Source organism: Erwinia psychrophila (assembly GCF_039023475.1).
Lineage (GTDB): Bacteria > Pseudomonadota > Gammaproteobacteria > Enterobacterales > Enterobacteriaceae > Erwinia.
Map to the genome: position 1 here is coordinate 19,357 of NZ_JBCHVB010000004.1, position 24,449 is coordinate 43,805.

At 52.3% G+C, this 24,449-nt stretch carries 31 protein-coding genes and 2 pseudogenes; 4 read left to right on the top strand and 29 right to left on the bottom strand.

Annotated elements, in window-relative coordinates; all coding sequences use genetic code 11:
• Positions 1-95: 95 nt before the first annotated feature.
• From AAH446_RS11175 to fkpA, 23 genes are all read right to left on the bottom strand, one after another.
• Complete coding sequence (locus tag AAH446_RS11175; RefSeq protein WP_342906782.1) at positions 96-1,586, bottom strand: 8-oxoguanine deaminase; 1,491 nt, start codon at positions 1,584-1,586, stop codon at positions 96-98.
• Between the two features lie 263 nt (positions 1,587-1,849).
• Positions 1,850-2,104 (bottom strand): 30S ribosomal protein S17, encoded by a 255-nt coding sequence (gene rpsQ, locus AAH446_RS11180; RefSeq protein ID WP_342906783.1) that lies wholly within the window; start codon positions 2,102-2,104, stop codon positions 1,850-1,852.
• On the bottom strand, positions 2,104-2,295 hold the full coding sequence (rpmC, locus tag AAH446_RS11185) for a 50S ribosomal protein L29 (protein WP_024966580.1): 192 nt from the start codon (positions 2,293-2,295) through the stop codon (positions 2,104-2,106). The genes rpsQ and rpmC overlap by 1 nt, the downstream gene beginning before the upstream one ends.
• The gene (rplP, locus tag AAH446_RS11190; RefSeq protein WP_002438716.1) at positions 2,295-2,705 is read right to left on the bottom strand and encodes a 50S ribosomal protein L16; all 411 of its coding nucleotides are present in this window, start codon (positions 2,703-2,705) and stop codon (positions 2,295-2,297) included. Before rplP ends, rpmC begins: the two co-directional genes overlap by 1 nt.
• 12 nt (positions 2,706-2,717) lie before the next feature.
• Complete coding sequence (gene rpsC / locus AAH446_RS11195) at positions 2,718-3,416, bottom strand: 30S ribosomal protein S3 (RefSeq protein WP_002919766.1); 699 nt, start codon at positions 3,414-3,416, stop codon at positions 2,718-2,720.
• A 17-nt stretch (positions 3,417-3,433) separates the two neighbouring features.
• Positions 3,434-3,766: a 50S ribosomal protein L22 gene (gene rplV / locus AAH446_RS11200; RefSeq protein ID WP_000447532.1), complete on the bottom strand. Its 333-nt coding sequence runs from the start codon at positions 3,764-3,766 to the stop codon at positions 3,434-3,436.
• A gap of 12 nt (positions 3,767-3,778) precedes the next feature.
• Positions 3,779-4,057 carry a 30S ribosomal protein S19 gene (rpsS, locus tag AAH446_RS11205; RefSeq protein ID WP_013204132.1) on the bottom strand — a complete coding sequence of 93 codons (279 nt, stop codon included), beginning with the start codon at positions 4,055-4,057 and terminating at the stop codon, positions 3,779-3,781.
• Between the two features lie 16 nt (positions 4,058-4,073).
• Positions 4,074-4,895, bottom strand: coding sequence for a 50S ribosomal protein L2 (rplB, locus tag AAH446_RS11210; protein ID WP_342906784.1), 822 nt, complete (start codon positions 4,893-4,895; stop codon positions 4,074-4,076).
• A gap of 17 nt (positions 4,896-4,912) precedes the next feature.
• Positions 4,913-5,215 carry a 50S ribosomal protein L23 gene (rplW, locus tag AAH446_RS11215; protein ID WP_342906785.1) on the bottom strand — a complete coding sequence of 101 codons (303 nt, stop codon included), beginning with the start codon at positions 5,213-5,215 and terminating at the stop codon, positions 4,913-4,915.
• Complete coding sequence (gene rplD / locus AAH446_RS11220; RefSeq protein ID WP_023656564.1) at positions 5,212-5,817, bottom strand: 50S ribosomal protein L4; 606 nt, start codon at positions 5,815-5,817, stop codon at positions 5,212-5,214. The genes rplW and rplD overlap by 4 nt, the downstream gene beginning before the upstream one ends.
• Positions 5,818-5,827: 10 nt before the next feature.
• Positions 5,828-6,457 carry a 50S ribosomal protein L3 gene (gene rplC, locus AAH446_RS11225; RefSeq protein WP_342906786.1) on the bottom strand — a complete coding sequence of 210 codons (630 nt, stop codon included), beginning with the start codon at positions 6,455-6,457 and terminating at the stop codon, positions 5,828-5,830.
• Between the two features lie 32 nt (positions 6,458-6,489).
• On the bottom strand, positions 6,490-6,801 hold the full coding sequence (rpsJ, locus tag AAH446_RS11230; protein ID WP_001181005.1) for a 30S ribosomal protein S10: 312 nt from the start codon (positions 6,799-6,801) through the stop codon (positions 6,490-6,492).
• A 335-nt stretch (positions 6,802-7,136) separates the two neighbouring features.
• Positions 7,137-7,613 carry a bacterioferritin gene (gene bfr / locus AAH446_RS11235; protein ID WP_342906787.1) on the bottom strand — a complete coding sequence of 159 codons (477 nt, stop codon included), beginning with the start codon at positions 7,611-7,613 and terminating at the stop codon, positions 7,137-7,139.
• An 84-nt stretch (positions 7,614-7,697) separates the two neighbouring features.
• Complete coding sequence (gene bfd / locus AAH446_RS11240) at positions 7,698-7,892, bottom strand: bacterioferritin-associated ferredoxin (RefSeq protein ID WP_342906788.1); 195 nt, start codon at positions 7,890-7,892, stop codon at positions 7,698-7,700.
• Positions 7,893-8,056: 164 nt separating this feature from the next.
• Positions 8,057-9,241 (bottom strand): elongation factor Tu, encoded by a 1,185-nt coding sequence (gene tuf, locus AAH446_RS11245; protein WP_024966573.1) that lies wholly within the window; start codon positions 9,239-9,241, stop codon positions 8,057-8,059.
• A 73-nt stretch (positions 9,242-9,314) separates the two neighbouring features.
• Entirely contained in the window at positions 9,315-11,429 is a 2,115-nt protein-coding gene (fusA, locus tag AAH446_RS11250; RefSeq protein ID WP_342906789.1) for an elongation factor G, read from the bottom strand.
• A 90-nt stretch (positions 11,430-11,519) separates the two neighbouring features.
• Entirely contained in the window at positions 11,520-11,990 is a 471-nt protein-coding gene (rpsG, locus tag AAH446_RS11255) for a 30S ribosomal protein S7 (RefSeq protein ID WP_017350059.1), read from the bottom strand.
• Positions 11,991-12,086: 96 nt separating this feature from the next.
• Positions 12,087-12,461 (bottom strand): 30S ribosomal protein S12, encoded by a 375-nt coding sequence (rpsL, locus tag AAH446_RS11260; RefSeq protein WP_003852912.1) that lies wholly within the window; start codon positions 12,459-12,461, stop codon positions 12,087-12,089.
• A gap of 125 nt (positions 12,462-12,586) precedes the next feature.
• Complete coding sequence (tusB, locus tag AAH446_RS11265; RefSeq protein WP_342906790.1) at positions 12,587-12,874, bottom strand: sulfurtransferase complex subunit TusB; 288 nt, start codon at positions 12,872-12,874, stop codon at positions 12,587-12,589.
• Between the two features lie 7 nt (positions 12,875-12,881).
• On the bottom strand, positions 12,882-13,241 hold the full coding sequence (tusC, locus tag AAH446_RS11270) for a sulfurtransferase complex subunit TusC (protein ID WP_342906791.1): 360 nt from the start codon (positions 13,239-13,241) through the stop codon (positions 12,882-12,884).
• Entirely contained in the window at positions 13,241-13,627 is a 387-nt protein-coding gene (gene tusD, locus AAH446_RS11275; protein WP_342906792.1) for a sulfurtransferase complex subunit TusD, read from the bottom strand. Before tusD ends, tusC begins: the two co-directional genes overlap by 1 nt.
• Complete coding sequence (locus AAH446_RS11280; RefSeq protein WP_342906793.1) at positions 13,627-14,349, bottom strand: helix-turn-helix transcriptional regulator; 723 nt, start codon at positions 14,347-14,349, stop codon at positions 13,627-13,629. Before AAH446_RS11280 ends, tusD begins: the two co-directional genes overlap by 1 nt.
• 201 nt (positions 14,350-14,550) lie before the next feature.
• Positions 14,551-15,381, bottom strand: a complete 831-nt coding sequence (fkpA, locus tag AAH446_RS11285) for an FKBP-type peptidyl-prolyl cis-trans isomerase (RefSeq protein ID WP_342906794.1) — start codon at positions 15,379-15,381, stop codon at positions 14,551-14,553.
• Between the two features lie 286 nt (positions 15,382-15,667).
• On the opposite strand from fkpA, the gene AAH446_RS11290 reads away from it, so the two are divergent.
• Complete coding sequence (locus AAH446_RS11290; RefSeq protein WP_342906795.1) at positions 15,668-15,886, top strand: protein SlyX; 219 nt, start codon at positions 15,668-15,670, stop codon at positions 15,884-15,886.
• 283 nt (positions 15,887-16,169) lie between these two features.
• On the opposite strand, the gene slyD is transcribed toward AAH446_RS11290, so the two are convergent.
• The 4 genes from slyD to kefG all read right to left on the bottom strand — a co-directional run bounded on the left by slyD (position 16,170) and on the right by kefG (position 19,418).
• Positions 16,170-16,718, bottom strand: a complete 549-nt coding sequence (gene slyD, locus AAH446_RS11295; protein ID WP_342906796.1) for a peptidylprolyl isomerase — start codon at positions 16,716-16,718, stop codon at positions 16,170-16,172.
• 139 nt (positions 16,719-16,857) lie between these two features.
• Entirely contained in the window at positions 16,858-17,052 is a 195-nt protein-coding gene (locus AAH446_RS11300; RefSeq protein WP_024966564.1) for a YheV family putative zinc ribbon protein, read from the bottom strand.
• A gap of 8 nt (positions 17,053-17,060) precedes the next feature.
• Positions 17,061-18,866 (bottom strand): glutathione-regulated potassium-efflux system protein KefB, encoded by a 1,806-nt coding sequence (gene kefB / locus AAH446_RS11305; protein ID WP_342906797.1) that lies wholly within the window; start codon positions 18,864-18,866, stop codon positions 17,061-17,063.
• Positions 18,867-19,418 (bottom strand): glutathione-regulated potassium-efflux system ancillary protein KefG, encoded by a 552-nt coding sequence (kefG, locus tag AAH446_RS11310; protein ID WP_342907116.1) that lies wholly within the window; start codon positions 19,416-19,418, stop codon positions 18,867-18,869.
• 122 nt (positions 19,419-19,540) lie between these two features.
• On the opposite strand from kefG, the gene AAH446_RS11315 reads away from it, so the two are divergent.
• Entirely contained in the window at positions 19,541-21,439 is a 1,899-nt protein-coding gene (locus AAH446_RS11315; RefSeq protein WP_342906798.1) for an ABC transporter ATP-binding protein, read from the top strand.
• Positions 21,440-21,727: 288 nt separating this feature from the next.
• Here AAH446_RS11315 and AAH446_RS11320 read toward each other — a convergent pair whose 3' ends face one another.
• Complete coding sequence (locus AAH446_RS11320; RefSeq protein ID WP_342906799.1) at positions 21,728-22,258, bottom strand: hypothetical protein; 531 nt, start codon at positions 22,256-22,258, stop codon at positions 21,728-21,730.
• Positions 22,259-22,390: 132 nt separating this feature from the next.
• Between AAH446_RS11320 and AAH446_RS11325 the strand changes: the two genes are divergently transcribed.
• Positions 22,391-22,582: a toxin-antitoxin system HicB family antitoxin gene (locus AAH446_RS11325; protein ID WP_342906800.1), complete on the top strand. Its 192-nt coding sequence runs from the start codon at positions 22,391-22,393 to the stop codon at positions 22,580-22,582.
• Between the two features lie 96 nt (positions 22,583-22,678).
• Here the strand turns inward: AAH446_RS11325 and AAH446_RS11330 are convergent.
• Positions 22,679-23,032, bottom strand: a pseudogene (locus tag AAH446_RS11330) (IS1 family transposase); the annotation flags it as partial.
• A 124-nt stretch (positions 23,033-23,156) separates the two neighbouring features.
• Here AAH446_RS11330 and AAH446_RS11335 point away from each other — a divergent pair.
• Positions 23,157-24,362, top strand: a pseudogene (locus tag AAH446_RS11335) (PepSY-associated TM helix domain-containing protein); the annotation flags it as partial.
• Positions 24,363-24,449: the final 87 nt, after the last annotated feature.

Genomic DNA, 24,449 nt, shown 5'->3' on the forward strand with positions numbered 1-24,449 from the left:
TGCGCACTTCTTCAGCTTCTTACTGACGCCGGGAGATAAACGGAGGTAAAACAGCCTGAACGGGTGGCTTAAAGGGAATGCCACCCGAGGCGACTTTATGTATAAAGCGTGGCGGCGAGTCTGTTATGGCTCTCCATGATGACGGGCAGATCCACTTCGCTCATCTGCCCTTCCCTGACAAGCACGCGTCCATTGATGACGCTGTAGGCAACCTGACCTGGATTACAGAACACCAGCGCGGCGACGGGATCGTGTACCGCGCCTGCCATACCGGGTTTGTTGAGATCGAATATCGCAACGTCGGCCATCATGCCGGGCGCCAGCGAACCGACATCGTCCCGATTAAGGACCTTCGCCCCGCCAAGCGTGGCGATCTCCAGAGCCTGTCGGGCCGTCATTGCATCCGGTCCGAAGCCTACGCGTTGTAACAGCATCGCCTGACGCACTTCGTTAATCACATCGGAGGTGTCATTTGAAGCTGAGCCATCCACCCCCAGCGCAACATGCACCCCGGCATCCAGCATCTTACGGACAGGCGCAATCCCGGACGCCAGACGCATATTGGAACAGGGACAGTGCGCCACCCCCGTTCCCGTCCGGGCAAACAGCTTAATACCATAGTCATCCAGCTTAACGCAGTGGGCATGCCAGACGTCATGCCCTACCCAGCCCAGCTCTTCCACATACTGCGCAGGGGTGCAGTTAAATTTTTCCCGACTGTAGCGAATGTCGCTCTCATTTTCAGCCAGGTGCGTATGCATGGACACTTTGTAATGCCGGGCCAGCGTGGCAGACTCTTTCATTAACGTCTTTGTGACCGAAAACGGAGAACAGGGCGCGACGACAAGACGGAGCATCGAACCACGGCTGTCATCATGGTAACGCTCAATAACGCGCTGTGTATCTCTGAGGATATCGCTCTCTTTCTCCACTACCGAATCGGGAGGCAATCCTCCCTGTGATTTACCTAAGCTCATGCTGCCACGGCTGGGATGAAACCGCATTCCCATAATGGCAGCCGCTTCAATACTGTCATCAAGCCGGCACCCATTTGGATAGATATAGAGATGGTCGCTGGAAGTCGTGCAGCCTGACAGGATAAGTTCCGCCATCGACATCTGTGTCGAAACACGGATCATTTCCGGCGTCAGTTTCTCCCAGACAGGGTACAGACTTGTTATCCATTTAAATAATTCGCCATCCTGAGCAGGCGGGATAACCCGCGTCAGGCTTTGGTACATATGGTGGTGCGTATTGATTAACCCTGGTAGGGCAATATGCCCTTTGAGATTAATGACCTCATCAGCCGACTGGGGAAGCTCATCGGCTTTACCCACGGCGACAATAATATTGTCCTTGATAAGTATGCTCCCGTGAGGGATTTCCCGTCTGTCCGCATCCATCGTGACGACCATATCGGCATTTTTTAGCAACAGGGTACGGCCGGGTTTGAGTTCAGGCCTGGCGCCCGGAGTTTTTAATACGGGAAGGACATTATTACCTGCGGCCAGTATTTGTGAGGACGCTGCCAGCAGAGGCAAGGTCAGTAGCATCCGGCGGGTACGATCGGGGTTATCCTTTGACATAATCACTTTCCATGTTCTTTAGCACAACAGGGTTTAATACGCCCTGTATTCCTGTGTTCAGTTCTTTGAACATCCAAAATTTTAAGCTTCGCCAGGGTTTTAAACGTGACATGCATCACAGTTCACAAGCAGTATAAAAGCGGTTGTGTAAGGAAAAATAAAAAGCGTAAGGCGGGTTTGAAGTAAAGCGGAGACACATTTCAGGAGAGCATAAACGAAAAAAACCCCCGACAAGCGGGGGTTTTACACAGAAAATGTTCTTATTACAGAACGGCTTTCTGAATAACGCGAACCAGGGTCCAGGACTTAGTCTTGGACAGTGGACGGCATTCGCGGATTTCAACCACGTCGCCGATACCACATTCATTGTTCTCGTCATGTACGTGCATTTTAGTCGTACGCTTAATGAACTTACCGTAAATTGGGTGTTTCACGAAACGTTCGATAGCAACAACCATGGATTTCTCCATTTTGTCACTAGTCACACGACCTTGCAGAGTACGGATTTTATCGGTCATTACGCACCCGCCTTCTCAGTCAGTAAAGTCTTAACGCGTGCAACATCACGACGCACATTCTTCAACAGATGAGTCTGTTGCAGTTGGCCGGATGCTGCCTGCATGCGCAGGTTGAACTGCTCACGCAGCAGGTTAAGCAGCTCTGTGTTCAGCTCTTCAACGCTTTTTTCACGCAGCTCTGTTGCTTTCATTACATCACCGTCTTAGTTACAAAGGTGGTTTTGATAGGCAGTTTTGCTGCTGCCAGCTTGAATGCTTCACGGGCCAGCTCTTCCGGAACACCGTCCATTTCATACAGGACTTTACCAGGCTGGATCAAGGCAACCCAATACTCTACGTTACCTTTACCTTTACCCATACGCACTTCCAGCGGCTTCTCGGTAATTGGTTTGTCCGGGAATACACGGATCCAAATTTTACCTTGACGCTTAACTGCACGGGTCATAGCACGACGTGCTGCTTCGATCTGACGAGCAGTCAGACGACCACGGCCAACAGCTTTCAGACCGAAAGTACCGAAGCTAACATCCGTACCCTGCGCCAGACCACGGTTGCGGCCTTTGTGCACTTTACGGAATTTTGTACGCTTTGGTTGTAACATCAGCGACTCTCCTTACTTACGGCCTTTACGCTGCTGCTTTTTAGGTTGAGCAGCCGGTTCCGGTTGTTCAACAGCAGCCATACCACCCAGGATCTCACCTTTGAAGATCCATACCTTAACGCCGATTACACCATAAGTGGTGTGCGCTTCAGAGGTGTTGTAGTCAATGTCAGCACGCAGGGTGTGCAACGGCACGCGGCCTTCACGGTACCATTCGGTACGCGCGATTTCAGCACCGCCCAGACGGCCACTAACTTCAACTTTGATCCCTTTAGCGCCCAGACGCATTGCGTTCTGTACAGCACGCTTCATTGCACGACGGAACATCACACGACGCTCCAGCTGTGAAGTGATGCTGTCAGCAACCAATTTAGCGTCCAGTTCCGGTTTACGGACTTCGGCGATATTGATCTGTGCAGGAACGCCAGCGATATCCGCTACGACCTTGCGCAGTTTTTCTACGTCTTCGCCTTTCTTACCGATCACGATGCCAGGACGAGCGGTGTGAATAGTCACACGGATGCTCTTAGCCGGACGCTCGATAACGATACGAGATACGGACGCTTTAGCCAGTTCTTTAGTCAGGAACTGACGTACTTTAAAGTCGCTGTCCAGGTTGTCAGCGAATTCTTTGGTATTGGCGAACCAGGTAGAGTTCCAGGGTTTAACAATACCCAGGCGAATACCATTAGGATGTACTTTCTGACCCATTGCTAGTCTCCAGAGTCTCAGCGATCGGACACAACCACAGTAATGTGGCTGGTGCGCTTCAGGATGCGATCTGCACGACCTTTTGCACGAGGCATAATGCGCTTCATGCTTGGGCCTTCGTCTACGAAGATCTTCGTGACTTTCAGATCATCAATGTCAGCGCCATCGTTGTGTTCGGCGTTAGCAATGGCAGATTCCAGAACTTTCTTGACCAGTACAGCCGCTTTCTTATTGGTGTAGGTCAAAATGTCCAGAGCCTGCGACACTTTCTTACCGCGTACAAGATCTGCTACCAGGCGAACCTTCTGAGCAGAAGAACGAGCGTGGCGATGTTTAGCGATAGTTTCCATCTCTTCCTCCTGTTAGCGTTTCTTGGCTTTCTTATCAGCAGTGTGGCCGCGATAAGTACGAGTCGGTGCAAATTCACCCAGTTTGTGACCGACCATTTCGTCGGAAACAAAGACAGGAACGTGCTGACGACCATTATGGACAGCGATGGTCAAACCGATCATGTTAGGGAAGATCGTTGAACGACGGGACCAGGTGCGCAAAGGCTTCTTGTCACCGCTTTCCACCGCTTTCTCTACCTTCTTCAGCAAGTGCAGGTCAATAAAAGGACCTTTCTTGAGAGAACGTGGCATGGCTTATCCTCTAAAATTATTTGCTACGGCGACGTACGATAAACTTATCAGTACGCTTGTTGCTACGGGTCTTCTTACCTTTAGTCTGCAGGCCCCAAGGTGAAACAGGGTGCTTACCAAAGTTACGACCTTCACCACCACCGTGTGGGTGATCGACTGGGTTCATCGCAGTACCGCGAACGGTAGGACGAACACCGCGCCAACGAGCTGCACCGGCTTTACCCAGAACGCGAAGCATGTGCTCAGCGTTACCGACTTCGCCCATGGTTGCGCGGCAGTCAGATTCGACTTTACGCATTTCACCTGAACGCAGACGCAGGGTAACGTAGGAACCTTCACGAGCAACGATCTGCACGTAAGCACCGGCTGAGCGAGCAATCTGACCGCCTTTGCCTGGTTTCATTTCTACGTTGTGTACGGTGGAACCCACTGGGATGTTACGCATCGGCAGGGTGTTACCCGCTTTAATCGCAGCATCAACGCCAGACTGAATCTGATCGCCAGCTTTCAGGCCTTTAGGGGCCAGGATGTAACGGCGCTCGCCGTCTTTGTACAGAACCAGCGCGATGTTCGCGGAGCGGTTCGGATCGTACTCAAGACGTTCAACGGTTGCCGGGATACCATCTTTGTTGCGTTTGAAGTCAACAATACGGTAAGCCTGCTTGTGACCACCACCGATATGACGGGTAGTGATGCGACCATTGTTGTTACGGCCACCGGATTTGCTGTTTTTTTCTACCAGCGGGGCAAATGGTTTGCCCTTGTGCAGCTCCGCGTTTACCACTTTAACTACATGGCGACGACCCGGAGATGTCGGTTTACATTTAACAACTGCCATTGTTCTTCTCCTCCGACTTACTCAGCGCCGCCGACGAAGTCCAGATTCTGGCCTTCTTTCAGGGTGACGTAAGCTTTTTTCCAGTCGTTACGACGACCAATACGCTGTCCGTGGCGTTTAACTTTCCCTTTAACAACCAGGGTGTTAACAACCTCAACTTCCACTTCGAAAAGCTTCTGTACAGCGGCTTTGATTTCTGCTTTGGTCGCGTCTTTAGCAACTTTGAGAACGATGGTGTTGGTTTTTTCCATCGCAGCAGACGCTTTTTCAGATACGTGCGGCGAGCGCAGTACTTTCAGCAGACGTTCTTCACGGATCATGCCAGCATCTCCTCAACTTGCTTAACTGCGTCAGCAGTCATAACGACTTTGTCGAAGGCGATCAGGCTAACTGGATCAATGCCCGCTGCATCACGTACGTCAACCTTGTACAGGTTACGAGCGGCCAGGAACAGGTTCTCTTCCAGTTCGCCAGTGATGATCAGCACATCTTCCAGAGCCATGTCTTTCAGTTTCTCTACCAGCAGCTTAGTTTTCGGTGCTTCCAGAGAGAACTGCTCGACAACGATCAGACGATCTTGACGTACCAGTTCGGACAGAATGCTTTTCAGCGCGCCGCGGTACATCTTTTTGTTTACTTTTTGACTGTGGTCCTGAGGCTTCGCAGCAAAGGTCACACCACCGGAACGCCAGATTGGGCTCTTTACAGAACCTGCACGCGCACGGCCGGTACCTTTCTGGCGCCACGGCTTTTTGCCGGAACCAGTAACTTCAGCACGGGTCTTCTGAGCACGGGTACCTTGACGGGCACCTGCTGCATAAGCAACAACAACCTGATGTACCAGCGCTTCGTTGAAATCACGACCGAAGGTAGTTTCGGAAACAGTCAGCGCGCTTTGCGCGTCTTTCAATACTAATTCCATTGCTATCCCCTTACGCCTTCACAGCTGGTTTAACGATCAGGTCGCTACCGGTAGCACCGGGAACTGCACCTTTAACCAGCAGCAGGTTGCGCTCAGCGTCAACACGTACTACGTCCAGGCTCTGAACAGTAACGCGCTCATTGCCCAGCTGGCCTGCCATTTTCTTGCCTTTGAACACTTTGCCCGGAGTCTGGTTCTGACCGATAGAACCCGGAACGCGGTGAGACAAGGAGTTACCGTGGGTAGCATCCTGAGTACGGAAGTTCCAGCGCTTAACAGTACCGGCAAAACCTTTACCTTTAGATGTCCCAGTCACGTCAACTTTTTTCACTTCCGCGAAAATATCAACGTTGATGCTCTGACCTACGGTGAATTCAGTACCTTCAGCGGTACGGAATTCCCACAGACCACGGCCAGCTTCTACGCCAGCTTTAGCAAAATGGCCTGCTTCAGGCTTGGTGACGCGGTTTGCTTTTTTAGCACCGGCAGTTACCTGGATAGCAGTGTAGCCGTCGTTTTCCAGGCTCTTAACCTGAGTCACGCGGTTTGCTTCAATTTCAATCACGGTTACTGGGATAGATACGCCATCTTCAGTGAAGATACGCGTCATGCCCACTTTCTTACCGACTAAACCAATCATTGTTTCAACCTCTCAATCGCTCAATGACCTGATTAACCCAGGCTGATCTGCACGTCAACACCTGCAGCCAGATCCAGACGCATCAGAGCATCAACCGTTTTCTCAGTTGGCTCAACGATGTCAACCAGACGCTTGTGAGTGCGAATTTCATACTGATCGCGCGCGTCTTTGTTAACGTGCGGGGAGATCAGAACGGTAAAGCGCTCTTTGCGGGTCGGCAGCGGGATTGGACCACGCACCTGCGCACCAGTGCGCTTGGCGGTCTCAACGATTTCCGCAGTTGATTGATCGATAAGACGATGATCAAACGCTTTAAGACGGATACGGATTCTTTGGTTCTGCATGAGACCAGAGCTCCAATTATTTATAAACGAAAAAAATTACTACCCACACCCATTACGATTGATGGGGGAGTGTAATCGTCTGCACATAACTCCCCGATTGGGAGTATTGTCAGGTGAGCTTTCGCTCTCCTGCGGCTCAGATTGAGCCGGGCCGTCATTTCTGACAGGCCCGCGCATTATACGTACATCAGCGCGCAACGCAACCTGTTTATGGGATGGATAGCGATGGGAAGCGGTACGAAAGATTCAGCGCGGGCAGAGGCAGAAACAAGAACGCCGCTGAAGTTGTTGTTCAGCGGCGTTATTTTACTTAACGACATCGGTTCTGCTCTGCCCTATTCATTTACTTTTATTTGTGACTGGAGATAGTTCTGGGTACCCACTTTGGCAATCAGCTCAAGTTCAGTTTCCAGGAAATCGATATGATGTTCTTCATCCTCAAGGATAGTAATCATCATGTCCCGGCTGACGTAGTCATGCACCTTGTCCGCATAGGCGATCGCCTCCCGCAGATCCCTTGCGCCTTCAAGCTCAAGCGCCAAATCGGACTTAAGGATCTCCTCAACATCCTCACCAATCCGTAGCCTTCCCAGATCCTGCAGGTTTGGAATTCCCTCAAGGAACAAAATCCGCTCAATGTACTTATCCGCGTGTTTCATTTCATCAATGGATTCATGATATTCAACATCATTGAGACGTATCAGACCCCAGTTCTTGAACATACGCGCATGCAGAAAGTACTGGTTTATTGCAACCAGTTCATTTCCTAACAGTTTATTAAGGTGAGTTATAACTTTGGCATCGCCCTTCATTTTTGATCCTCCGCTTCCAGTTAATTAGAGCGTAGATGCGGAATCGGGGAAGTCAAAAAAGTCTGGTTAAAACCAGGGGTATTATCAGGCGATCTCTTTATACAGCGGCACGTGCTGCAACTCTTCTTCCATGATTTCACGTGAAGCGCGGATACATTTGCCGCACTGCTTGCCTATTGGCACCAGCTGGCGCAGATGCTGAATGGATTTAGGTTGATACCGGCGTACAACTTCACGAAGGGTTTTATCGCTTATCGCATTACACAAACAGACGTACATAGTTACCGCTCCAGTACAAATTCTGATCATATTGTAAATGCGAATCGTTTTTATTTCAATTGTGCTGAGCGGATTAGTTGCAAATTACGGGCATAAAAAAAGAGCACCGAAGTGCTCTTTTTCAGGCTATGACGATGTGAACATCGTCATTACAAGCTATCGACTTATGCGATTACTTTAGCAACAACGCCCGCACCAACGGTACGACCACCTTCACGGATGGCGAAACGCAGGCCGTCATCCATTGCGATTGGGTGGATCAGGGTAACAACCATTTTGATGTTGTCGCCTGGCATTACCATCTCAACGCCTTCTGGCAGTTCGATGGTACCGGTCACGTCAGTTGTACGGAAGTAGAACTGTGGGCGGTAGCCTTTGAAGAACGGAGTATGACGGCCGCCTTCATCCTTGGACAGGATGTAAACTTCAGATTCGAACTGGGTGTGTGGCTTGATTGAGCCCGGCTTAGCCAGTACCTGGCCACGCTGGATCTCTTCACGCTTGATACCACGCAGCAGAACGCCGCAGTTCTCGCCTGCACGACCTTCGTCCAGCAGTTTGCGGAACATTTCAACGCCGGTACAGGTAGATTTCGCAGTATCTTTGATACCAACGATTTCAACTTCTTCACCCACTTTGATGATACCGCGCTCAACACGACCGGTAACAACGGTACCACGACCGGAGATGGAGAACACATCTTCGATTGGCAGCAGGAACGGCTTATCAATCGCACGCTCTGGTTCTGGGATGTAAGAATCCAGGAAGCCAGCCAGTTCGATGATTTTCGCTTCCCACTCTGCGTCGCCTTCCAGCGCTTTCAGAGCAGAACCGTGAACGATTGGGGTGTCGTCGCCCGGGAAGTCGTACTGTGACAGCAGGTCACGCACTTCCATCTCAACCAGTTCCAGCAGCTCTTCATCATCAACCATGTCACACTTGTTCAGGAACACGATGATGTAAGGAACGCCAACCTGGCGGCCCAGCAGGATGTGCTCACGGGTCTGAGGCATAGGGCCGTCAGTCGCAGCAACAACCAGGATAGCGCCGTCCATCTGAGCAGCACCGGTGATCATGTTTTTCACATAGTCGGCGTGGCCTGGGCAGTCAACGTGCGCGTAGTGGCGAGTCGGGGTGTCATATTCAACGTGAGAAGTGTTGATGGTGATACCACGAGCTTTTTCTTCAGGCGCGTTATCGATCTGATCGAATGCACGTGCAGAACCACCGTAGGTTTTAGCCAGAACGGAAGTGATAGCAGCAGTCAGGGTAGTTTTACCGTGGTCAACGTGGCCGATAGTACCAACGTTGACGTGCGGTTTGTTACGTTCAAATTTTTCTTTAGCCACGACGATATTCCTTACTTTCTGTGCTCTCCTCTGTGGGAAGGAGAGCACGGGATCAATTGGTTAAACCCGGCGATTACTTACCGCGGGCTTCAATAACGGCCTGAGCAACGTTGCTCGGCGCATCATCATACTTCAGGAACTCCATGGAGTATGAAGCACGGCCTTTAGTCAGAGAACGCAGCTGAGTTGCATATCCGAACATTTCAGACAGCGGAACTTCAGCGTGAATCTCAACGCCAGTAGCGTTAGATTCCTGTCCTTTGAGCATACCACGACGACGGCTAAGGTCACCGATAACGTCACCAGTGTTCTCTTCAGGCGTTTCAACTTCAACCTTCATGATCGGCTCAAGCAGAACTGGTGATGCTTTCTTGAAGCCGTCTTTGAACGCGATAGAAGCAGCCAGTTTAAACGCCAGCTCCGAGGAGTCAACGTCATGGTAAGAACCGAAGTGCAGGCGAACACCCAGATCAACGACCGGATAACCGGCCAGAGGACCTGATTTCAGCTGCTCCTGGATACCTTTGTCAACCGCAGGGATGTATTCAGTTGGAATCACACCGCCCTTGATGTCGTTGACGAACTCGTAACCTTTAGGGTTAACGCCCGGCTCCAGTGGGTACATATCGATAACAACATGACCGTACTGTCCACGACCACCAGACTGCTTGGCGTGTTTACCTTCGATACCGGTCACTTTCGCGCGAATCGCTTCGCGGTAAGCAACCTGAGGTTTGCCCACGTTCGCTTCAACGTTGAATTCACGCTTCATGCGGTCAACGATGATGTCGAGGTGCAGCTCACCCATACCGGCGATAATAGTCTGGTTAGTTTCTTCGTCAGTCCATACGCGGAATGACGGGTCTTCTTTAGCCAGACGGCCCAGAGCCAGACCCATTTTTTCCTGGTCAGCTTTGGTTTTTGGTTCAACCGCGATGGAGATTACCGGCTCAGGGAATTCCATACGCTCCAGAATGATGACGTTATCCGGGTCACACAGGGTGTCACCAGTAGTTACGTCTTTCAGACCGATAGCCGCGGCGATATCGCCTGCACGAACTTCTTTGATCTCTTCACGTTTGTTGGCGTGCATCTGTACGATACGGCCCAGACGCTCACGCGCAGATTTAACCGGGTTATACACGGTGTCACCGGAGTTAACGATACCGGAGTACACGCGGAAGAACGTCAGGTTACCTACAAACGGGTCGGTAGCGATTTTAAACGCCAGCGCAGCAAACGGCTCGTCATCATCTGAGTGACGAACAGCTGGGGTATCTTTGCCATCATCCAGCATACCGTTGATCGCGGTAACGTCAGTTGGGGACGGCAGATATTCGATAACCGCATCCAACATAGCCTGAACACCTTTGTTCTTAAATGCAGAACCACAGGTAACCAGAATGATTTCGTTGTTCAGTACGCGCTTACGCAGAGAAGATTTGATCTCTTCTTCGGTCAGCTCTTCGCCACCAAAGAACTTCTCCATCAGCTCGTCAGAGCCTTCGGCTGCAGCTTCGATCAGTTTCTGGCGCCATTCTTCGGCCAGCTCCTGCATATCGGCTGGGATCTCTTCGTAATCGAAGGTCACGCCTGCGTCAGCGTCGTTCCAGTTGATCGCTTTCATTTTCACCAGGTCAACAACGCCGGTGAAGTGCTCTTCTGCGCCGATAGCCAGCTGCAGAGGAACCGGAGTTGCACCCAGACGCGCTTCAATCTGACCAACAACTTTCAGGAAGTTAGCACCCATGCGGTCCATTTTATTAACGAACGCGATGCGTGGAACTTTATATTTGTTAGCCTGACGCCATACGGTCTCAGACTGTGGCTGAACACCACCAACCGCACAGTAAACCATTACTGCGCCGTCGAGAACACGCATGGAACGTTCTACTTCGATGGTGAAGTCAACGTGTCCAGGGGTGTCAATGATGTTCACGCGGTGCGGCTCGAACTGCTTAGCCATACCAGACCAGAACGCGGTAGTCGCTGCGGAGGTAATGGTAATACCACGCTCCTGCTCCTGCGCCATCCAGTCCATGGTGGCTGCGCCATCATGAACTTCACCGATTTTATGGTTTACACCGGTGTAGAACAGGATACGTTCGGTAGTAGTGGTCTTACCGGCGTCGATGTGTGCACTGATACCGATGTTACGGTAGCGTGTAATGGGTGTTGTACGAGCCATTTGATTCCTCTGATTCTCGGACGTTCTAAGTTAGTAAAGCCCAGCGGACTTATTGGAACGCCCGCTGGGTTAATAACAACTACTGAGCCGTTACCAGCGGTAGTGAGCGAACGCCTTGTTGGCTTCGGCCATACGGTGAACGTCTTCACGTTTCTTAACTGCTGTACCTTTGTTGTCAGCAGCGTCAGAAAGTTCGTTCGCCAGGCGCAGAGCCATAGATTTATCACCGCGTTTACGAGCAGCTTCAACGATCCAACGCATTGCCAGAGCATTACGACGAACCGGACGGACTTCAACTGGTACCTGATAAGTAGAACCACCAACGCGACGGGATTTAACTTCGACGGTTGGGCGGACATTGTCCAGGGCTACTTCAAATGCTTCCAGTTCGTTTTTACCTGAACGCTGAGCCAGGGTCTCAAGCGCGGTATAGACGATTGATTCAGCTGTAGATTTTTTACCATCTACCATCAGGATGTTTACAAATTTAGCCAGCAGCTCTGATCCGAACTTAGGATCCGGCAGGATTTTACGCTGACCAATAACGCGACGACGTGGCATGGAAATACTCCGTTGTTAATTCAGGATTGTCCAAAACTCTACGAGTTTATTATGACATTTAAGATAAAACGTTTGGCCTTACTTAACGGAGAACCATTAAGCCTTTGGCTTCTTCACGCCGTACTTGGAGCGAGCCTGCTTACGGTCTTTAACACCTGAGCAGTCCAGCGCGCCACGGACGGTGTGGTAACGCACACCTGGCAAGTCTTTAACACGACCGCCACGGATCAGGATCACGGAGTGTTCCTGCAGGTTATGACCTTCACCGCCGATGTAGGAGGTAACTTCAAAACCGTTGGTTAAGCGAACACGGCATACTTTACGCAGTGCTGAGTTCGGTTTTTTAGGGGTAGTAGTATATACACGAGTACATACACCACGTTTCTGCGGGCAGGCTTCCAGCGCAGGTACGTTGCTTTTTGCAACTTTACGTACGCGTGGTTTGCGAACCAGCTGATTAACTGTTGCCATTAAATAGCTCCTGGGATTTGCTTTTGCTTCGTAAACACGTGATAAATCGCCTCGTGGTATAACGAGGACGCGGAATTTTAGGGCTGAGCAGAAAAGGTGTCAAGAAATAACCAGGATATCCTTTCTTACCAGGTCATTTGTTGGGGATGTTTTACTGTCAGCTCGACGAAATCAGTATAGCTTACCGCGGCCGCTCTGGTTGAAATGTGAGCAGAAAGGCCACGCGCGCTGACGTCATCCTGCAGAACATAAAGTGATATGGGGGCTAGCAGCAAAGACTCAAGGGCCTGGCTGGCTTCCAGCGCGGCCAGCACGCCATCCTGGATGAGCAGTACCTCGTCACCCTGCGCCAGCATCCTTAGCAACGCATTGAAATCACTTTTAAAAGGGGATTGGTTCAGGATATGGAGCATAGTCTCCTCAGAACGAAATAATTCGATCGTAGCGTGCCAGCTCCGCCCGTAATGCCTGCGGTTCGAGCACTTCCACCGGCAAGACTCTTTCTGCATCGGGTGACAAACCGCGCTCGGCAAGCGAAGCGGCGCACACATAGCAACGCTCAATATCATACAGAGGTAAGACACCAAAAGTGGCGATGTAATCGCGCGCAAGAATTTTTTCCGGCGTCTGGCCGATATTGAGCTGTAACACCCCGTCGCTGACAAAAAACAGGGCAATCTCCTCACTCAGCGCCGATGTTGCCAGTACGGCATCCAGCCCTTCCCGGCCGGCACTGTTGCCGTGGGGGGCCTGGGTGAACAGAAAGGCGATACGATTCATCAAAACTGCACCAGCCTTTCGCAGCTCAGCGCCGCCTCTGCGAGAGCGCCCAGCCCCGTGAGCTGAAAACCATCTGCGAGATTGGCTGCGGGCAGTCCCTGGTTTTCGGCTTCCTGCTCATCCGTCACGCCGCGACGCAGCGCAGCCGCCACACAGATATTCAGGGCAATGCCCTTCTCCTGGTGCAGCGTCTGCCAGGCAGCGGTGAGATGAAATTCATCGTTTGCCGGGGAAGTCAGCGTGCTGGCGTTCAGTACGCCCTCGCGATAAAAAAATACGCTTTCCAGCTCATGGCCGCCTGCGAGTAACGCCTGGGCAAACTGGTAGGCGCTGCTTGCCTGCTGTGTGCCATAGGCAGGGCCCGTGACCAGAAGGGTAAAGCGCATCAGCGCTCCTGCCCCTGAAAATCGCCGTTTTTAAACTGGCGAATGTAGAGATAGACGGTGTGCTTGGAGATATTCAGTCGTTCAGCGACCTGATTGATCGCATCTTTAATATCGAAGATGCCCTTCTCATAGAGATTCAGCACAATCTGGCGGTTTTTGGCGTTATTGGAAACGTTGCGATCGGCGCTCACCTCTTCAATCGTAAACTCCAGCGTCTGCATAACCAGATCTTCCACCGACGACGCGAAATTGACGGACGAGGCCACTTCCTGAATTTCCGGCGGCATAAAGGTGGACATGATCTGTGAAAAAGGCACATCCAGATTCATATTGATACACAACAGCCCTATGACCCGCTGCTGACCGTTGCGGATAGCGATGGTCACCGACTTCATCAGCACGCCGCTTTTTGCGCGGGTAAAATAGGCTCGGGAGACGTTACTGTCAGCGCCGCTCATGTCATGCAACATACGCAGAGCGAGATCGGTAATGGGAGATCCGATTTTTCGCCCGGTATGCTCCCCATTGGCAATCCTGACCGCCGAGCAGTTCAGATCCTCCAGCGAGTGCAGTACGATTTCACAGTGAGAGCCGATCAGCATCGCTAAACCATCCACGACCGCCTCATAAGATTTGAGAATAGCGAAGTCAGTTTGCTCAAAGGGCCGCTGCTCCAGCAGCGCCAGATCGGCAACATCACCGGTAAAAATTGAACCAGACATTAAGACACCACCCTTTACAAGAGCCTGTCGCTCGGCGCCAGGGCAGACTCATACTGAAAAAATGCGTGGGGAGAGTTTATCAAATATCAGAAACGCCTGTCCTGACCTTTGTCATGAAATGCCGGGGAGCGCAGAAAAAGCAGGGAACACAAGCGGGATCAAAGAAGATGTGCCGCCGCACAAAGGCGGCGGCGGAAGGCATTACTGAGCCTTGGTTGCCTCAGCGGCTGGTGCAGGTTTTTCCGCATTCGCATCCGCTTTAGCGGCTGGTTTGATATCAAGCAGCTCAACATCAAACACCAGCGTGGAGTTCGCCGGAATGCCAGGAACGCCGTTTTTACCGTAGGCCAGCTGCGGTGGGATGACCAGCTTGATCTTACCGCCTTTTTTCACGTGCTTCAGGCCTTCAGTCCAGCCCGGAATGACGCCGTCCAGACGGAAAGAGAGTGGCTCACCGCGCGTGTAAGAATTATCGAATTCGTTACCGTCAATCAGCGTGCCTTTGTAGTTTACAACCACGGTATCGCTGTCTTTCGGTGTCGCACCATTGCCCTCTTTCTCAACCTTGTAAAGCAGGCCAGATTCGGTCTTCTTCACGCCGTCCTCTTGTGCGAACTTGGCAGCAAAAGCGTTACCTTTTTCAGTATTCTCTTTTGCATCTTTCTCCATTTTCGCCTGAGCGGCCCCTTTCACGCGGGCTTCAAACGACTGCAGAGTCTGCTCGATTTCCTGATCGGAAAGCTTACTTTTCCCGGCGAATGCGTCCTGAACGCCAGAGATCAGCTGATCTTTATCCAGCGCGATGCCCAGTTTTTCCTGTTCTTTCAGCGAGTTTTCCATGTAGCGGCCCAGAGATGCACCCAGCGCATAAGCAGACTGCTGGTCATCATTTTTGAACGCGCTATTCTTCGGTGCCTGTTGAGCCGCCGTCGTTTCGGCAGCAGCCGTCGTTTCGGCAGCCATCGTCATCGGCGCATTAAGCGCTACGGCCATGGTGGTGGCTAACAGTGTGACTTTAAACAGTGATTTCATCCATTTCTCCAAAACCGAAGCCTCTCACCTCGGGAATCGTGTACTGACCTGAACCAGTACTATAACTGTGCGCGAGAAAACTACACAATCTCGCAATGAAAACTAAGTTAACTTCCGACCTCATACCTGAAAGAAAGTTTCACAACTGACATGCAGTCGCTGAGTGGCTTTTTCAACAGCACCTACTGAAAATAAGGGCAAAAACCCTGTCTCAGCCACCCTGTTCTCGTTAGAATCAGATAATTCGGCCATTATAACGGCCCGTGAAGTAACAAGGGGAAAGCGTATGCAACAATCATTGTTTGAACAGCGGCTGGAGATGCTGGAAAGCCGGCTGGCTTTTCAGGATCACACCATCGAAGAGCTTAACCAGACGGTGATTCATCATCAGCTTGAAATGGCGCGTCTGCGTGAGCAAATGCGTTTGCTTACTGACAAATTAAAGTCAGCAGCCCCTTCAATGATCGCTTCGCAGTCTGAAGAGGTCCCGCCACCGCATTATTAATACGCCAGTCGACAGAACAAGCATGCAGACAATGTTTAACTGGCAGCCCGGAGGATGTGCCCTGCCCTACACTGCATCAGGCTGGAGCTGCGTTCCCCCATAAATCAGCCGTTTTTTTGCGCCGGGATTTAGTCATTGAGGTATCACCGTGTGGCCTGGCAGTACAAAAGCCAGCGCTGTGGTGAGAAGGGAAAATGGTTGCGGGGAGAGGTATTGTCGGCGTGAAGCCAATAAAAAAGGCGGGTAAAAAACCCGCCCTCTTGTTTAGTTTAGCGCTAAACGCTTAGTGGCTGCAGCCGCAGCCGCCGGTACCGCAACCACCTTTACCGTGGTCATGATCGTGATCGTGGTCATGATGATGGTCGTTCTCACCATGAACGTGACCATGCGCCAGTTCTTCTTCGGTTGCTTCACGGATGGCAACCACTTCGACGTTGAAGTTCAGATCCTGACCCGCCAGCATATGGTTACCGTCAACCACAACGTGCTCATCTTCCACTTCGGTGATTTCAACCGGCACGGGACCCTGATCGGTTTCTGCCAGGAAGCGCATGCCGACCTGCAACTCATCAACGCCCATGAAAACATCTTTCGGGACACGCTGAACCAGATTGTCATCATACTGGCCATAGGCTTCGTTCGCGGCAATATGCACTTCAAACTTATCACCAGCCTCATGGGTTTCCAGCGCTTTTTCCAGACCGGAAATCAGGGAACCATGACCGTGCAGATAGTCCAACGGTGCGCTCACCGGAGACTCGTCAACCAACACACCGTCTTCTGTACGTACCTGGTATGCCAGGCTGACCACCAGGTCTTTTGCTACTTTCATGATTACTCCTAACCGTTTGAGAGCCTTGAGCCCTGTAGTTGTTGGCCTTTAGCCAACCTGTAAGACTCTTAATTGCGCCTATTGTAACGAATTTCAACGCCGTTGCAGGGTACAGCTTAAAAAAAGCTGAGCCATAACGCTACTCGGGATGAAAAATTCCTATCACTTGCTCGTTTGTGCGAACCTGCTCACGAACCTGCTTATCCGCTTCGCGCATCTGATGGCCGCATTTCACACATTCTACCACATCGACATTATTTTCCTGCCAGAGGGCCAGGGTATCTTTCGCCTGACACTTCGGGCAGGTTGCGCCGGCAATAAAACGTTTACGCATATGGACTCCTATTCAAATCCGTCCCAGCCGTCAAACTGGTGTTTTTCGTGCTGCATTTCAGCCTGGAAGATATCCTCAAGCTCGCGACGCGCTTCTTTCACGCGGGAAATCTGCTGGCTGTCCGCATGGTTCGGCATCAGATCGCGCAGCATCCGCATATCCAGACGGCGAAAGTGCTGCTGCGCTCTGAAGGCCTGATGCGGATGCATACCCAGTGAGATTAAGCTCTTGCGACCCAGCTCCAGCGCACTGGAAAAGGTTTCACGCGAGAACTGCGTCACGCCAGCCTGAATCAGCTCATGGGCCTCAACGCGCCCTCTTGCCCGCGCCAGAATTTCCAGATGAGGAAAATGGTGCTGACAGAGCTGAACAATCTCCATTGAGTCTTCCGGGCCATTACAGGTTATAACGATGGACTGCGCCGTTTCCGCACCCGCTGCCCGCAGCAGCTCAAGCTCCTTCGCATCCCCATAGTATACTTTGTAACCGTACTTACGCATCAAACTGACCGCACTGATATCACGCTCCAGTACGGTTATCCTTTTCTCGTTCGCCATCAGTAAGCGCGCCACGACCTGGCCAAAGCGGCCAAATCCAACCACGATAACCTGAGGTTTATCGTCAGCGACGAAGGGCTTTTCCGCGCTGTCATCAACTTCGTTAAACCGCCGCGCAAGGATCTTATCGATGCCCTGCATCAACAGCGGCGTCGTCATCATTGAGAGCGTGACCGTCACCAGCAACAGCGGCATCTGGTCACCGCTGAACAGTCTGGCTGAAGACGCCGCTGAAAACAGCACAAAAGCAAATTCGCCTCCCTGGCTCAGCACGCCGCAAAACTGGAGCCGTTCTGAACTTCGCATTCCGTAAATATGAGAGAGCAGATAGAGTACGCCTGCTTTAACCGCCACCAGCGTCACCACGCCAAGCAGAATGGCCAGAATATGGGTATAAAGCACACCCAGATTCAGCGCCATGCCTACCGAAATAAAGAACAGGCCGAGCAACAGCCCCTTAAAGGGATCGATCGCGATTTCAAGCTCATGGCGATACTCACTCTCCGCCAGCAGAATACCGGCGATAAAGGTTCCGAGTGCCATCGATAACCCCAGCGCATCCATAAAGAGTGCCGAGCCAAGCACCAGCAGCAGCGCTGCCGCCGTAAAGACCTCACGTACGCCGGAAGCGGCAATAAAACGGAACATCGGTCGCAGCAGATAGCGGCCGCCGATCAGCATGCCGGCGAAGGCCAGCACCTTCATACCAAGCTTCATCCAGTCTGTATGGCCGCTGTCGTTTCCTCCCAGCAGAGGCACCAGAGCAAGTGCCGGAATCACCGCCAGATCCTGGAATAAAAGCACGGAAAAGCCCAGCTGGCCTGACTCGTTACGGTTCATCCCTTTATCGCGCATCAGCTGTAGCGCCATCGCGGTTGAGGACATAGCCAGTCCGATCCCGCCAATAACGGCAGCCTGCCAGGAGAAGTCCGTCAGCCAGAGCAGCACGCCCAGAATAGCGGCGCTGAAGAAAACCTGCGCCGCGCCGACGCCGAAGATGGAACGCCGCAGCGCCCAGAGTTTCGAGGGCTTCAGCTCCAGCCCGATAATGAACATCAGGAAGACGACGCCCAGCTCGGAAAAATGGAGGATCTCATCTACATCGCTGATAAAGCCCAGGCCCCAGGGACCAATAGCGATCCCGGCCAGCAGATAGCCCAGCACGGCGCCAATGCCGAGCCGGGCGGCAATGGGAACCGCAATTACGGCGGCAAAAAGATAGACCACGCCCGCGGTCAGGAGGGTTTGCCCTTCCATTCAGATGCCTCCATTGGGCAAAGGCGACGCGAGCCAGTCGCCGTAAGCCTGTGCAAATTTTTTCATTTCGCCCGGCGTCTGGCGTCGCGCCCAGTAGACGATCATTGGCGTCAGCCAGTGCATCCGGCACATCTGCGCGGTCAGTTCAAACGGTCGCATGATGTCCGACATCGGATAGCGGTTCAGCCCTTCCTGGTGATAGGCCGCCTCAGGCTCACCGGTCGTAATGACGCTGCGCCAGTATTTACCTTCCAGCATGTTGCCGCCGGGGCCGCTGGCAAAACCGCGGGACAGCACGCGATCCAGCCACTCTTTCAGCAGCGCGGGGCAGCTGTAGGTATAAAGTGGGTGCTGGAAAATGATGATGTCATGCTCACGAAGCAGTTGCTGTTCGTAGTGGATATCAATAAAAAAATCCGGGTAATGCGCGTAAAGGTCGTGCACCGTTACGTGAGGCAGTTCCCATGCCGGCTGTAGCAAAACGCGATTCGCAATCGAGTCTTGTGATTCCGGGTGAGCGTAAAGCAGCAAAACTTTGGGTGGCTGCAACATCATCCCCTCCAAATCGTCGTCACAGCGGGGAATTTCCGCTACCATGCCCGACGTAACGGAATCCTGGATCCCGAATACAAAATTGAACGTTTAATTTAACATATTCTTATATAACGGCGCTTATGATTGTCTTCTCCTCGTTACAAATTCGACGCGGTGTCCGCGTACTGCTGGATAATGCCACCGCCACCATCAATCCCGGCCAGAAAGTCGGCCTGGTGGGGAAAAACGGCTGCGGCAAATCCACGCTGCTGTCGCTGCTTAAGAACGAGATAAGCGCCGATGCAGGCAGCTTTAGCTATCCCGGCAACTGGTCGCTGGCCTGGGTGAACCAGGAAACGCCAGCGCTTGCCGTGCCGGCCATTGAATACGTTATCGACGGCGACCGTGAGTTTCGTCAGCTTGAGTCGGATCTGGCGCGGGCTAACGAGGCTGACGACGGCAACGCGATCGCCATCCTTCACGGCAAGCTGGATGCGATTCAGGCCTGGACCATGCAGTCCCGCGCGGCGAGCCTGCTTAACGGCCTGGGCTTTTCCCAGGATCAGCTTCAGCGCCCGGTCAGTGACTTTTCGGGCGGCTGGCGGATGCGCCTTAACCTGGCCCAGGCGCTGATTTGCCGCTCTGACCTGCTGTTGCTCGATGAACCGACTAACCACCTGGATCTCGATGCGGTGATCTGGCTGGAGCGCTGGCTGAAAAGCTATCAGGGGACGTTGATCCTGATTTCTCACGATCGGGACTTTCTGGACCCGGTGGTGGATAAGATCTTACATATCGAGCAGCAGACGATTTTTGAGTACACCGGCAACTACAGCTCGTTTGAAATTCAGCGCGCGACTAAACTGTCACAGCAGCAGTCGATGTTTGAAAATCAGCAGCAGAAAGTCGCTCACCTGCAAAGCTTTATCGATCGCTTCAAGGCAAAAGCCAGCAAGGCCAAACAGGCGCAAAGCCGGATTAAGATGCTTGAGCGGATGGAGCTGATTGCGCCCGCCCATGTCGATAATCCCTTCACCTTCAGCTTCCGCGCGCCGGAAAGCCTGCCTAATCCGCTGCTGAATATGGAAAAGGTCAGCGCAGGCTACGGCGAGCGCATCATTCTGGACTCCATCAAGCTGAACCTGGTGCCCGGTTCACGCATCGGCCTGCTGGGGCGCAACGGCGCTGGCAAATCGACGCTGATTAAGCTGCTGGCGGGCGAGCTGGCACCGCTTAAAGGTGACATCGGGCTGGCAAAAGGCATTAAGCTCGGCTATTTCGCCCAGCATCAGCTGGAGTTTTTGCGGGCGGATGAGTCTCCGTTACAGCATCTCGTGCGCCTGGCGCCGAAAGTTCTTGAGCAGCAGCTGCGTGACTATCTGGGCGGTTTTGGTTTTCAGGGCGACAAAGTCACCGAGATTACCGAACGTTTCTCGGGTGGTGAGAAAGCGCGTCTGGTGCTGGCGTTAATCGTCTGGCAGCGCCCTAACCTGCTCCTGCTTGATGAACCGACAAACCATCTGGATCTGGATATGCGCCAGGCGCTGACCGAAGCGCTGATCGATTTCGAGGGTGCCCTGGTGGTTGTCTCGCACGATCGCCATCTTCTGCGATCCACGACCGACGATCTCTATCTGGTGCATGACAGCAAAGTAGAGGCTTTTGATGGCGATCTGGAGGACTATCAGCAGTGGCTCAGCGACGGGCAAAAGCAGGTTACCGACAGCGAGCCGAAGCCGGATAACGGGAACAGCGCCCAGGCGCGTAAAGATCAGAAACGTCGTGAGGCGGAGCTGCGGACGCAGACCCAGCCGCTGCGTAAACAGATCGAAAAGCTCGAAAAACAGATGGAGAAGCTGAACGCGCAGCTGGCAGAGGCGGAAGCGAAACTGGCTGACGCCACCCTCTATGAGCAGAGCCGCAAGGCCGACCTTACCGCAGCGCTGAAACAGCAGGCGGAGGCGAAATCCAGTCTGGAGGAGTGCGAAATGGCGTGGCTCGACGCTCAGGAAACGCTGGAGGCGATGCTGACCTCCTGAGTGGTTCTGGAGAGCCTCCAGCAGGGAGGCTTCTGAGGGCTGTGCCGTTCGCGCTACTTATGTAGCCGGACAGACGCGTTCACCGTCTGCAACGAACAGGGCTTCCCTTTCTTTGCTTAAAAAGAGCGCCTCTGTTTGCCTCTCACCAGCCCTGGCACCTGCTGTCCCGGTCTCCCGCTGAGACGCCACAGCCTGCTCAGATGCTCTTATGCGGACCAGTACGCTGTTTACTGAACATATTTTTGTTTGTTTTAAGGCGGATAAGGCAAACTTATCCGCCCTGCTCTGTTAATGCATTCCCGACGGCCTGACAGCGCCAGTCATCATCAGCCCGTCTGCGGTGTGGACAAATCGCGGTGCTTTTAAATCCTCATTCAGTACGCCGATTAACTCATACAGCAAACCTGTGATCTGCTCTTCCTGCTCTGGCGACTGCTGACGCTGTAATAACAGCAGGGTTAACGCCGCGCAATATTCCCGCAGGGTTTCAGAGTCTGTGGAGAGCGGGCAGTGATAACCCTCTTCTTTCGCTTCATCTGCCGTTAAGTGCTCAATCAGATAAGCGGGTAGCGGAGCCTTCAGCACAACCTTTAATACCTTTAGCGCAGCGTACAACCTGCCGCAAAGCGCCATACGGCTAGGGTTATCACTGGTATCAATAAGCGCATCTACCAGGTTCTGGCAGCAGTCGAGCATCTGGAAGAGATCCATCGTCGTGCCAAGAGGAATTTTCAGAAGCGTGTCGAAAGATGGCTCACATTCTGGCACCGGACAGATGATTTCATGACAGGGGGTTGTGATACTATCGGAAACAGCCATTGCGTTAACTCCTTTAACGTTTTGGTTAAACGCCTCGGTATGTGTTGCACCACTGCCGGGGCGTTGCTCAAGAATAAATATCGTCGAAGTGTACGTACGATACGGATATTATACTGAGGAGTGCGCTGCTGCATGTCAACGCTCAAATATGACAAAAACCCTAAGGGAAACGGGCTTTCTCCAACATTTCAGATCCGGCTCGCACCTGAGCTGAAAGCACAGTTTGAAGTTGCAGCGAAAGCGGCGGGGATGAGTCTTGGAAACTGGCTGAAGACGCTTGGACGGAAAGAGTTAGAGCGGTTGGGGGTTGAAGTTAAGAAGTAGATTGTATGGCTCATGGTTAATTTGATGTGCTCGTTGAATAGCGTAAGACATGAATTGTTCGTCCGCTTTGTGCCAAAAACGGATAATGACTCCAATTTATTGGTAAGGGTTTATCGTCAGATAATGCCCGATGAATTTGTCATGCAGTTCCACCGGTTTTGAGAACGACAGCGACTTCCTGCCCAGCCTTGCCAGATGCTGCCTCAGATTCAGGTTATGCCGCTCAATTCGCCGCGTGTATCGCTTGCTGATGACGTGCAGCTTTCCCTTCAGGCGTGACTCATACAGCGGCCATCCGTCAGTCATGCATACCATCACGTCAAAAGCCGACAACAGACTTAAAAGACGCTCCAGTGTGGCTTTGGTGCGAGCACCAAAAACGTGTGCCACGACCGTCTTGCGTATCCTGTCATACGTATAAAACAGCCAGCGTTGGTTACGCACAATGCCTTCAGTAGCGGAGCAGGAGGGGCAGCAGACGGAGACGGAAGTCACAGGAGCACCTCAAAAACACCATCATATATTAAACCAGTAAGTTGGTAGCATTACCAAAGACCTTGCCCATAACCAGACACTTTCACAGCAAATAGCGGCTGCACGTCAATATATAGGCGTCGATGTCAGCGTCTTTGTGGTGCGCCCAGCACCAGAGTCTGGCGATACCACGCGGGTGCAGTTTGTTGACCCGGAGCTTGGCGAGTCTGAATCCCGCGCTATTTTTGTCTCGCCTTTAACACTTACCATTCAGGGTGATATGACGGTGTACGGCACCAGTGGTGTACTGCCTTTACGCACATGGATTGACCAATTTCACCGCGCATTGCTACTGGGCGATACTGACCGACTTTATAGTGAACTTGCTGCATCCTGGCTTTGGGTTGCTGCGCTCGGCGGTGTGGTGCTGTGGCTGACTTCCAGACCCAAAAGAAAGCGCAAAGTACGGCAAATCCCGCAAAGAAAAGCGCGCCACTGACACATTACGCTGGGGCTACATTGTTACTTGGCCTGCTGTTTTTCTCTGCCACCGGACTCACCTGGTCGCAATGGGCAGGCGGAAATATCGACAAGATGCGAGGCGCTCTGGGCTGGATGACACCACAGGTAAATACTGCATTAGTCGCACAAACCGTGCAGCCGCACCACGACCCACACGCAGAACACCACGCCATGATGCCTGGCATGGTGATGCCGCAAATAGATGACAATATCTGGGATAACGTACTTGCCGCTGCGCGCAGCTGGTATTGAATCAAACAAAATAGAGATTCGCCCTTCTCGCTTGGCAGATAAAGCCTGGACGGTGACTGAAATCGACCGCGCCTGGCCGACACACGTCGATACCGCAGCCGTCGATCCTACGACTTTCCGGGTGATTGACCGCACCCGGTTTGCTGATTTCCCGTTAGTGGCCAAGCTCACTCGTTGGGGAATTGATGCCCACATGGACGTACTTTTCGGGCTGGCAAACCAGTTGTTATTGGCAGCGTTTGGTTTGGGTCTGTGCGCGATGGTGATTTTCGGTTATCGCATGTGGTGGTTAAAACGTCCGGCGGTTTCTGCGAGCAACCCCGCACAAACCCTGTGTGAGGCATGGCTGGCACTGCCTGGTGCGTGGCGTGTAGGTGTGGTGATAATCGCGTTGCTTTTCGGCTACTGCCTGCCGGTAATGGGCGTCAGCCTGTTACTGTTTATCGCCGCTGATATTGGTCCTACCAATACCATCAAAATTGTGACCTCTTTGGGCATAAGGGCAAAAAATGCAGCAGTAGCATTGCCATAAATTAACAAGAGATTAACCTTTACGTATAACTTATCCTATATCGCAATATTGGTCCTACCAATTAAGCGAATAATAATAAACACATCA

Coding starts and splice junctions, on each gene's coding strand:
- AAH446_RS11175 (WP_342906782.1), bottom strand. CDS start 1,586: ATGTCAAAGGATAACCCCGATCGTACCCGCCGGATGCTACTGACCTTG.
- rpsQ (WP_342906783.1), bottom strand. CDS start 2,104: ATGACCGATAAAATCCGTACTCTGCAAGGTCGTGTGACTAGTGACAAA.
- rpmC (WP_024966580.1), bottom strand. CDS start 2,295: ATGAAAGCAACAGAGCTGCGTGAAAAAAGCGTTGAAGAGCTGAACACA.
- rplP (WP_002438716.1), bottom strand. CDS start 2,705: ATGTTACAACCAAAGCGTACAAAATTCCGTAAAGTGCACAAAGGCCGC.
- rpsC (WP_002919766.1), bottom strand. CDS start 3,416: ATGGGTCAGAAAGTACATCCTAATGGTATTCGCCTGGGTATTGTTAAA.
- rplV (WP_000447532.1), bottom strand. CDS start 3,766: ATGGAAACTATCGCTAAACATCGCCACGCTCGTTCTTCTGCTCAGAAG.
- rpsS (WP_013204132.1), bottom strand. CDS start 4,057: ATGCCACGTTCTCTCAAGAAAGGTCCTTTTATTGACCTGCACTTGCTG.
- rplB (WP_342906784.1), bottom strand. CDS start 4,895: ATGGCAGTTGTTAAATGTAAACCGACATCTCCGGGTCGTCGCCATGTA.
- rplW (WP_342906785.1), bottom strand. CDS start 5,215: ATGATCCGTGAAGAACGTCTGCTGAAAGTACTGCGCTCGCCGCACGTA.
- rplD (WP_023656564.1), bottom strand. CDS start 5,817: ATGGAATTAGTATTGAAAGACGCGCAAAGCGCGCTGACTGTTTCCGAA.
- rplC (WP_342906786.1), bottom strand. CDS start 6,457: ATGATTGGTTTAGTCGGTAAGAAAGTGGGCATGACGCGTATCTTCACT.
- rpsJ (WP_001181005.1), bottom strand. CDS start 6,801: ATGCAGAACCAAAGAATCCGTATCCGTCTTAAAGCGTTTGATCATCGT.
- bfr (WP_342906787.1), bottom strand. CDS start 7,613: ATGAAGGGCGATGCCAAAGTTATAACTCACCTTAATAAACTGTTAGGA.
- bfd (WP_342906788.1), bottom strand. CDS start 7,892: ATGTACGTCTGTTTGTGTAATGCGATAAGCGATAAAACCCTTCGTGAA.
- fusA (WP_342906789.1), bottom strand. CDS start 11,429: ATGGCTCGTACAACACCCATTACACGCTACCGTAACATCGGTATCAGT.
- rpsG (WP_017350059.1), bottom strand. CDS start 11,990: ATGCCACGTCGTCGCGTTATTGGTCAGCGTAAAATCCTGCCGGATCCT.
- rpsL (WP_003852912.1), bottom strand. CDS start 12,461: ATGGCAACAGTTAATCAGCTGGTTCGCAAACCACGCGTACGTAAAGTT.
- tusB (WP_342906790.1), bottom strand. CDS start 12,874: ATGCTCCATATCCTGAACCAATCCCCTTTTAAAAGTGATTTCAATGCG.
- tusC (WP_342906791.1), bottom strand. CDS start 13,241: ATGAATCGTATCGCCTTTCTGTTCACCCAGGCCCCCCACGGCAACAGT.
- tusD (WP_342906792.1), bottom strand. CDS start 13,627: ATGCGCTTTACCCTTCTGGTCACGGGCCCTGCCTATGGCACACAGCAG.
- AAH446_RS11280 (WP_342906793.1), bottom strand. CDS start 14,349: ATGTCTGGTTCAATTTTTACCGGTGATGTTGCCGATCTGGCGCTGCTG.
- fkpA (WP_342906794.1), bottom strand. CDS start 15,381: ATGAAATCACTGTTTAAAGTCACACTGTTAGCCACCACCATGGCCGTA.
- AAH446_RS11290 (WP_342906795.1), top strand. CDS start 15,668: ATGCAACAATCATTGTTTGAACAGCGGCTGGAGATGCTGGAAAGCCGG.
- slyD (WP_342906796.1), bottom strand. CDS start 16,718: ATGAAAGTAGCAAAAGACCTGGTGGTCAGCCTGGCATACCAGGTACGT.
- AAH446_RS11300 (WP_024966564.1), bottom strand. CDS start 17,052: ATGCGTAAACGTTTTATTGCCGGCGCAACCTGCCCGAAGTGTCAGGCG.
- kefB (WP_342906797.1), bottom strand. CDS start 18,866: ATGGAAGGGCAAACCCTCCTGACCGCGGGCGTGGTCTATCTTTTTGCC.
- kefG (WP_342907116.1), bottom strand. CDS start 19,418: ATGTTGCAGCCACCCAAAGTTTTGCTGCTTTACGCTCACCCGGAATCA.
- AAH446_RS11315 (WP_342906798.1), top strand. CDS start 19,541: ATGATTGTCTTCTCCTCGTTACAAATTCGACGCGGTGTCCGCGTACTG.
- AAH446_RS11320 (WP_342906799.1), bottom strand. CDS start 22,258: ATGGCTGTTTCCGATAGTATCACAACCCCCTGTCATGAAATCATCTGT.
- AAH446_RS11325 (WP_342906800.1), top strand. CDS start 22,391: ATGTCAACGCTCAAATATGACAAAAACCCTAAGGGAAACGGGCTTTCT.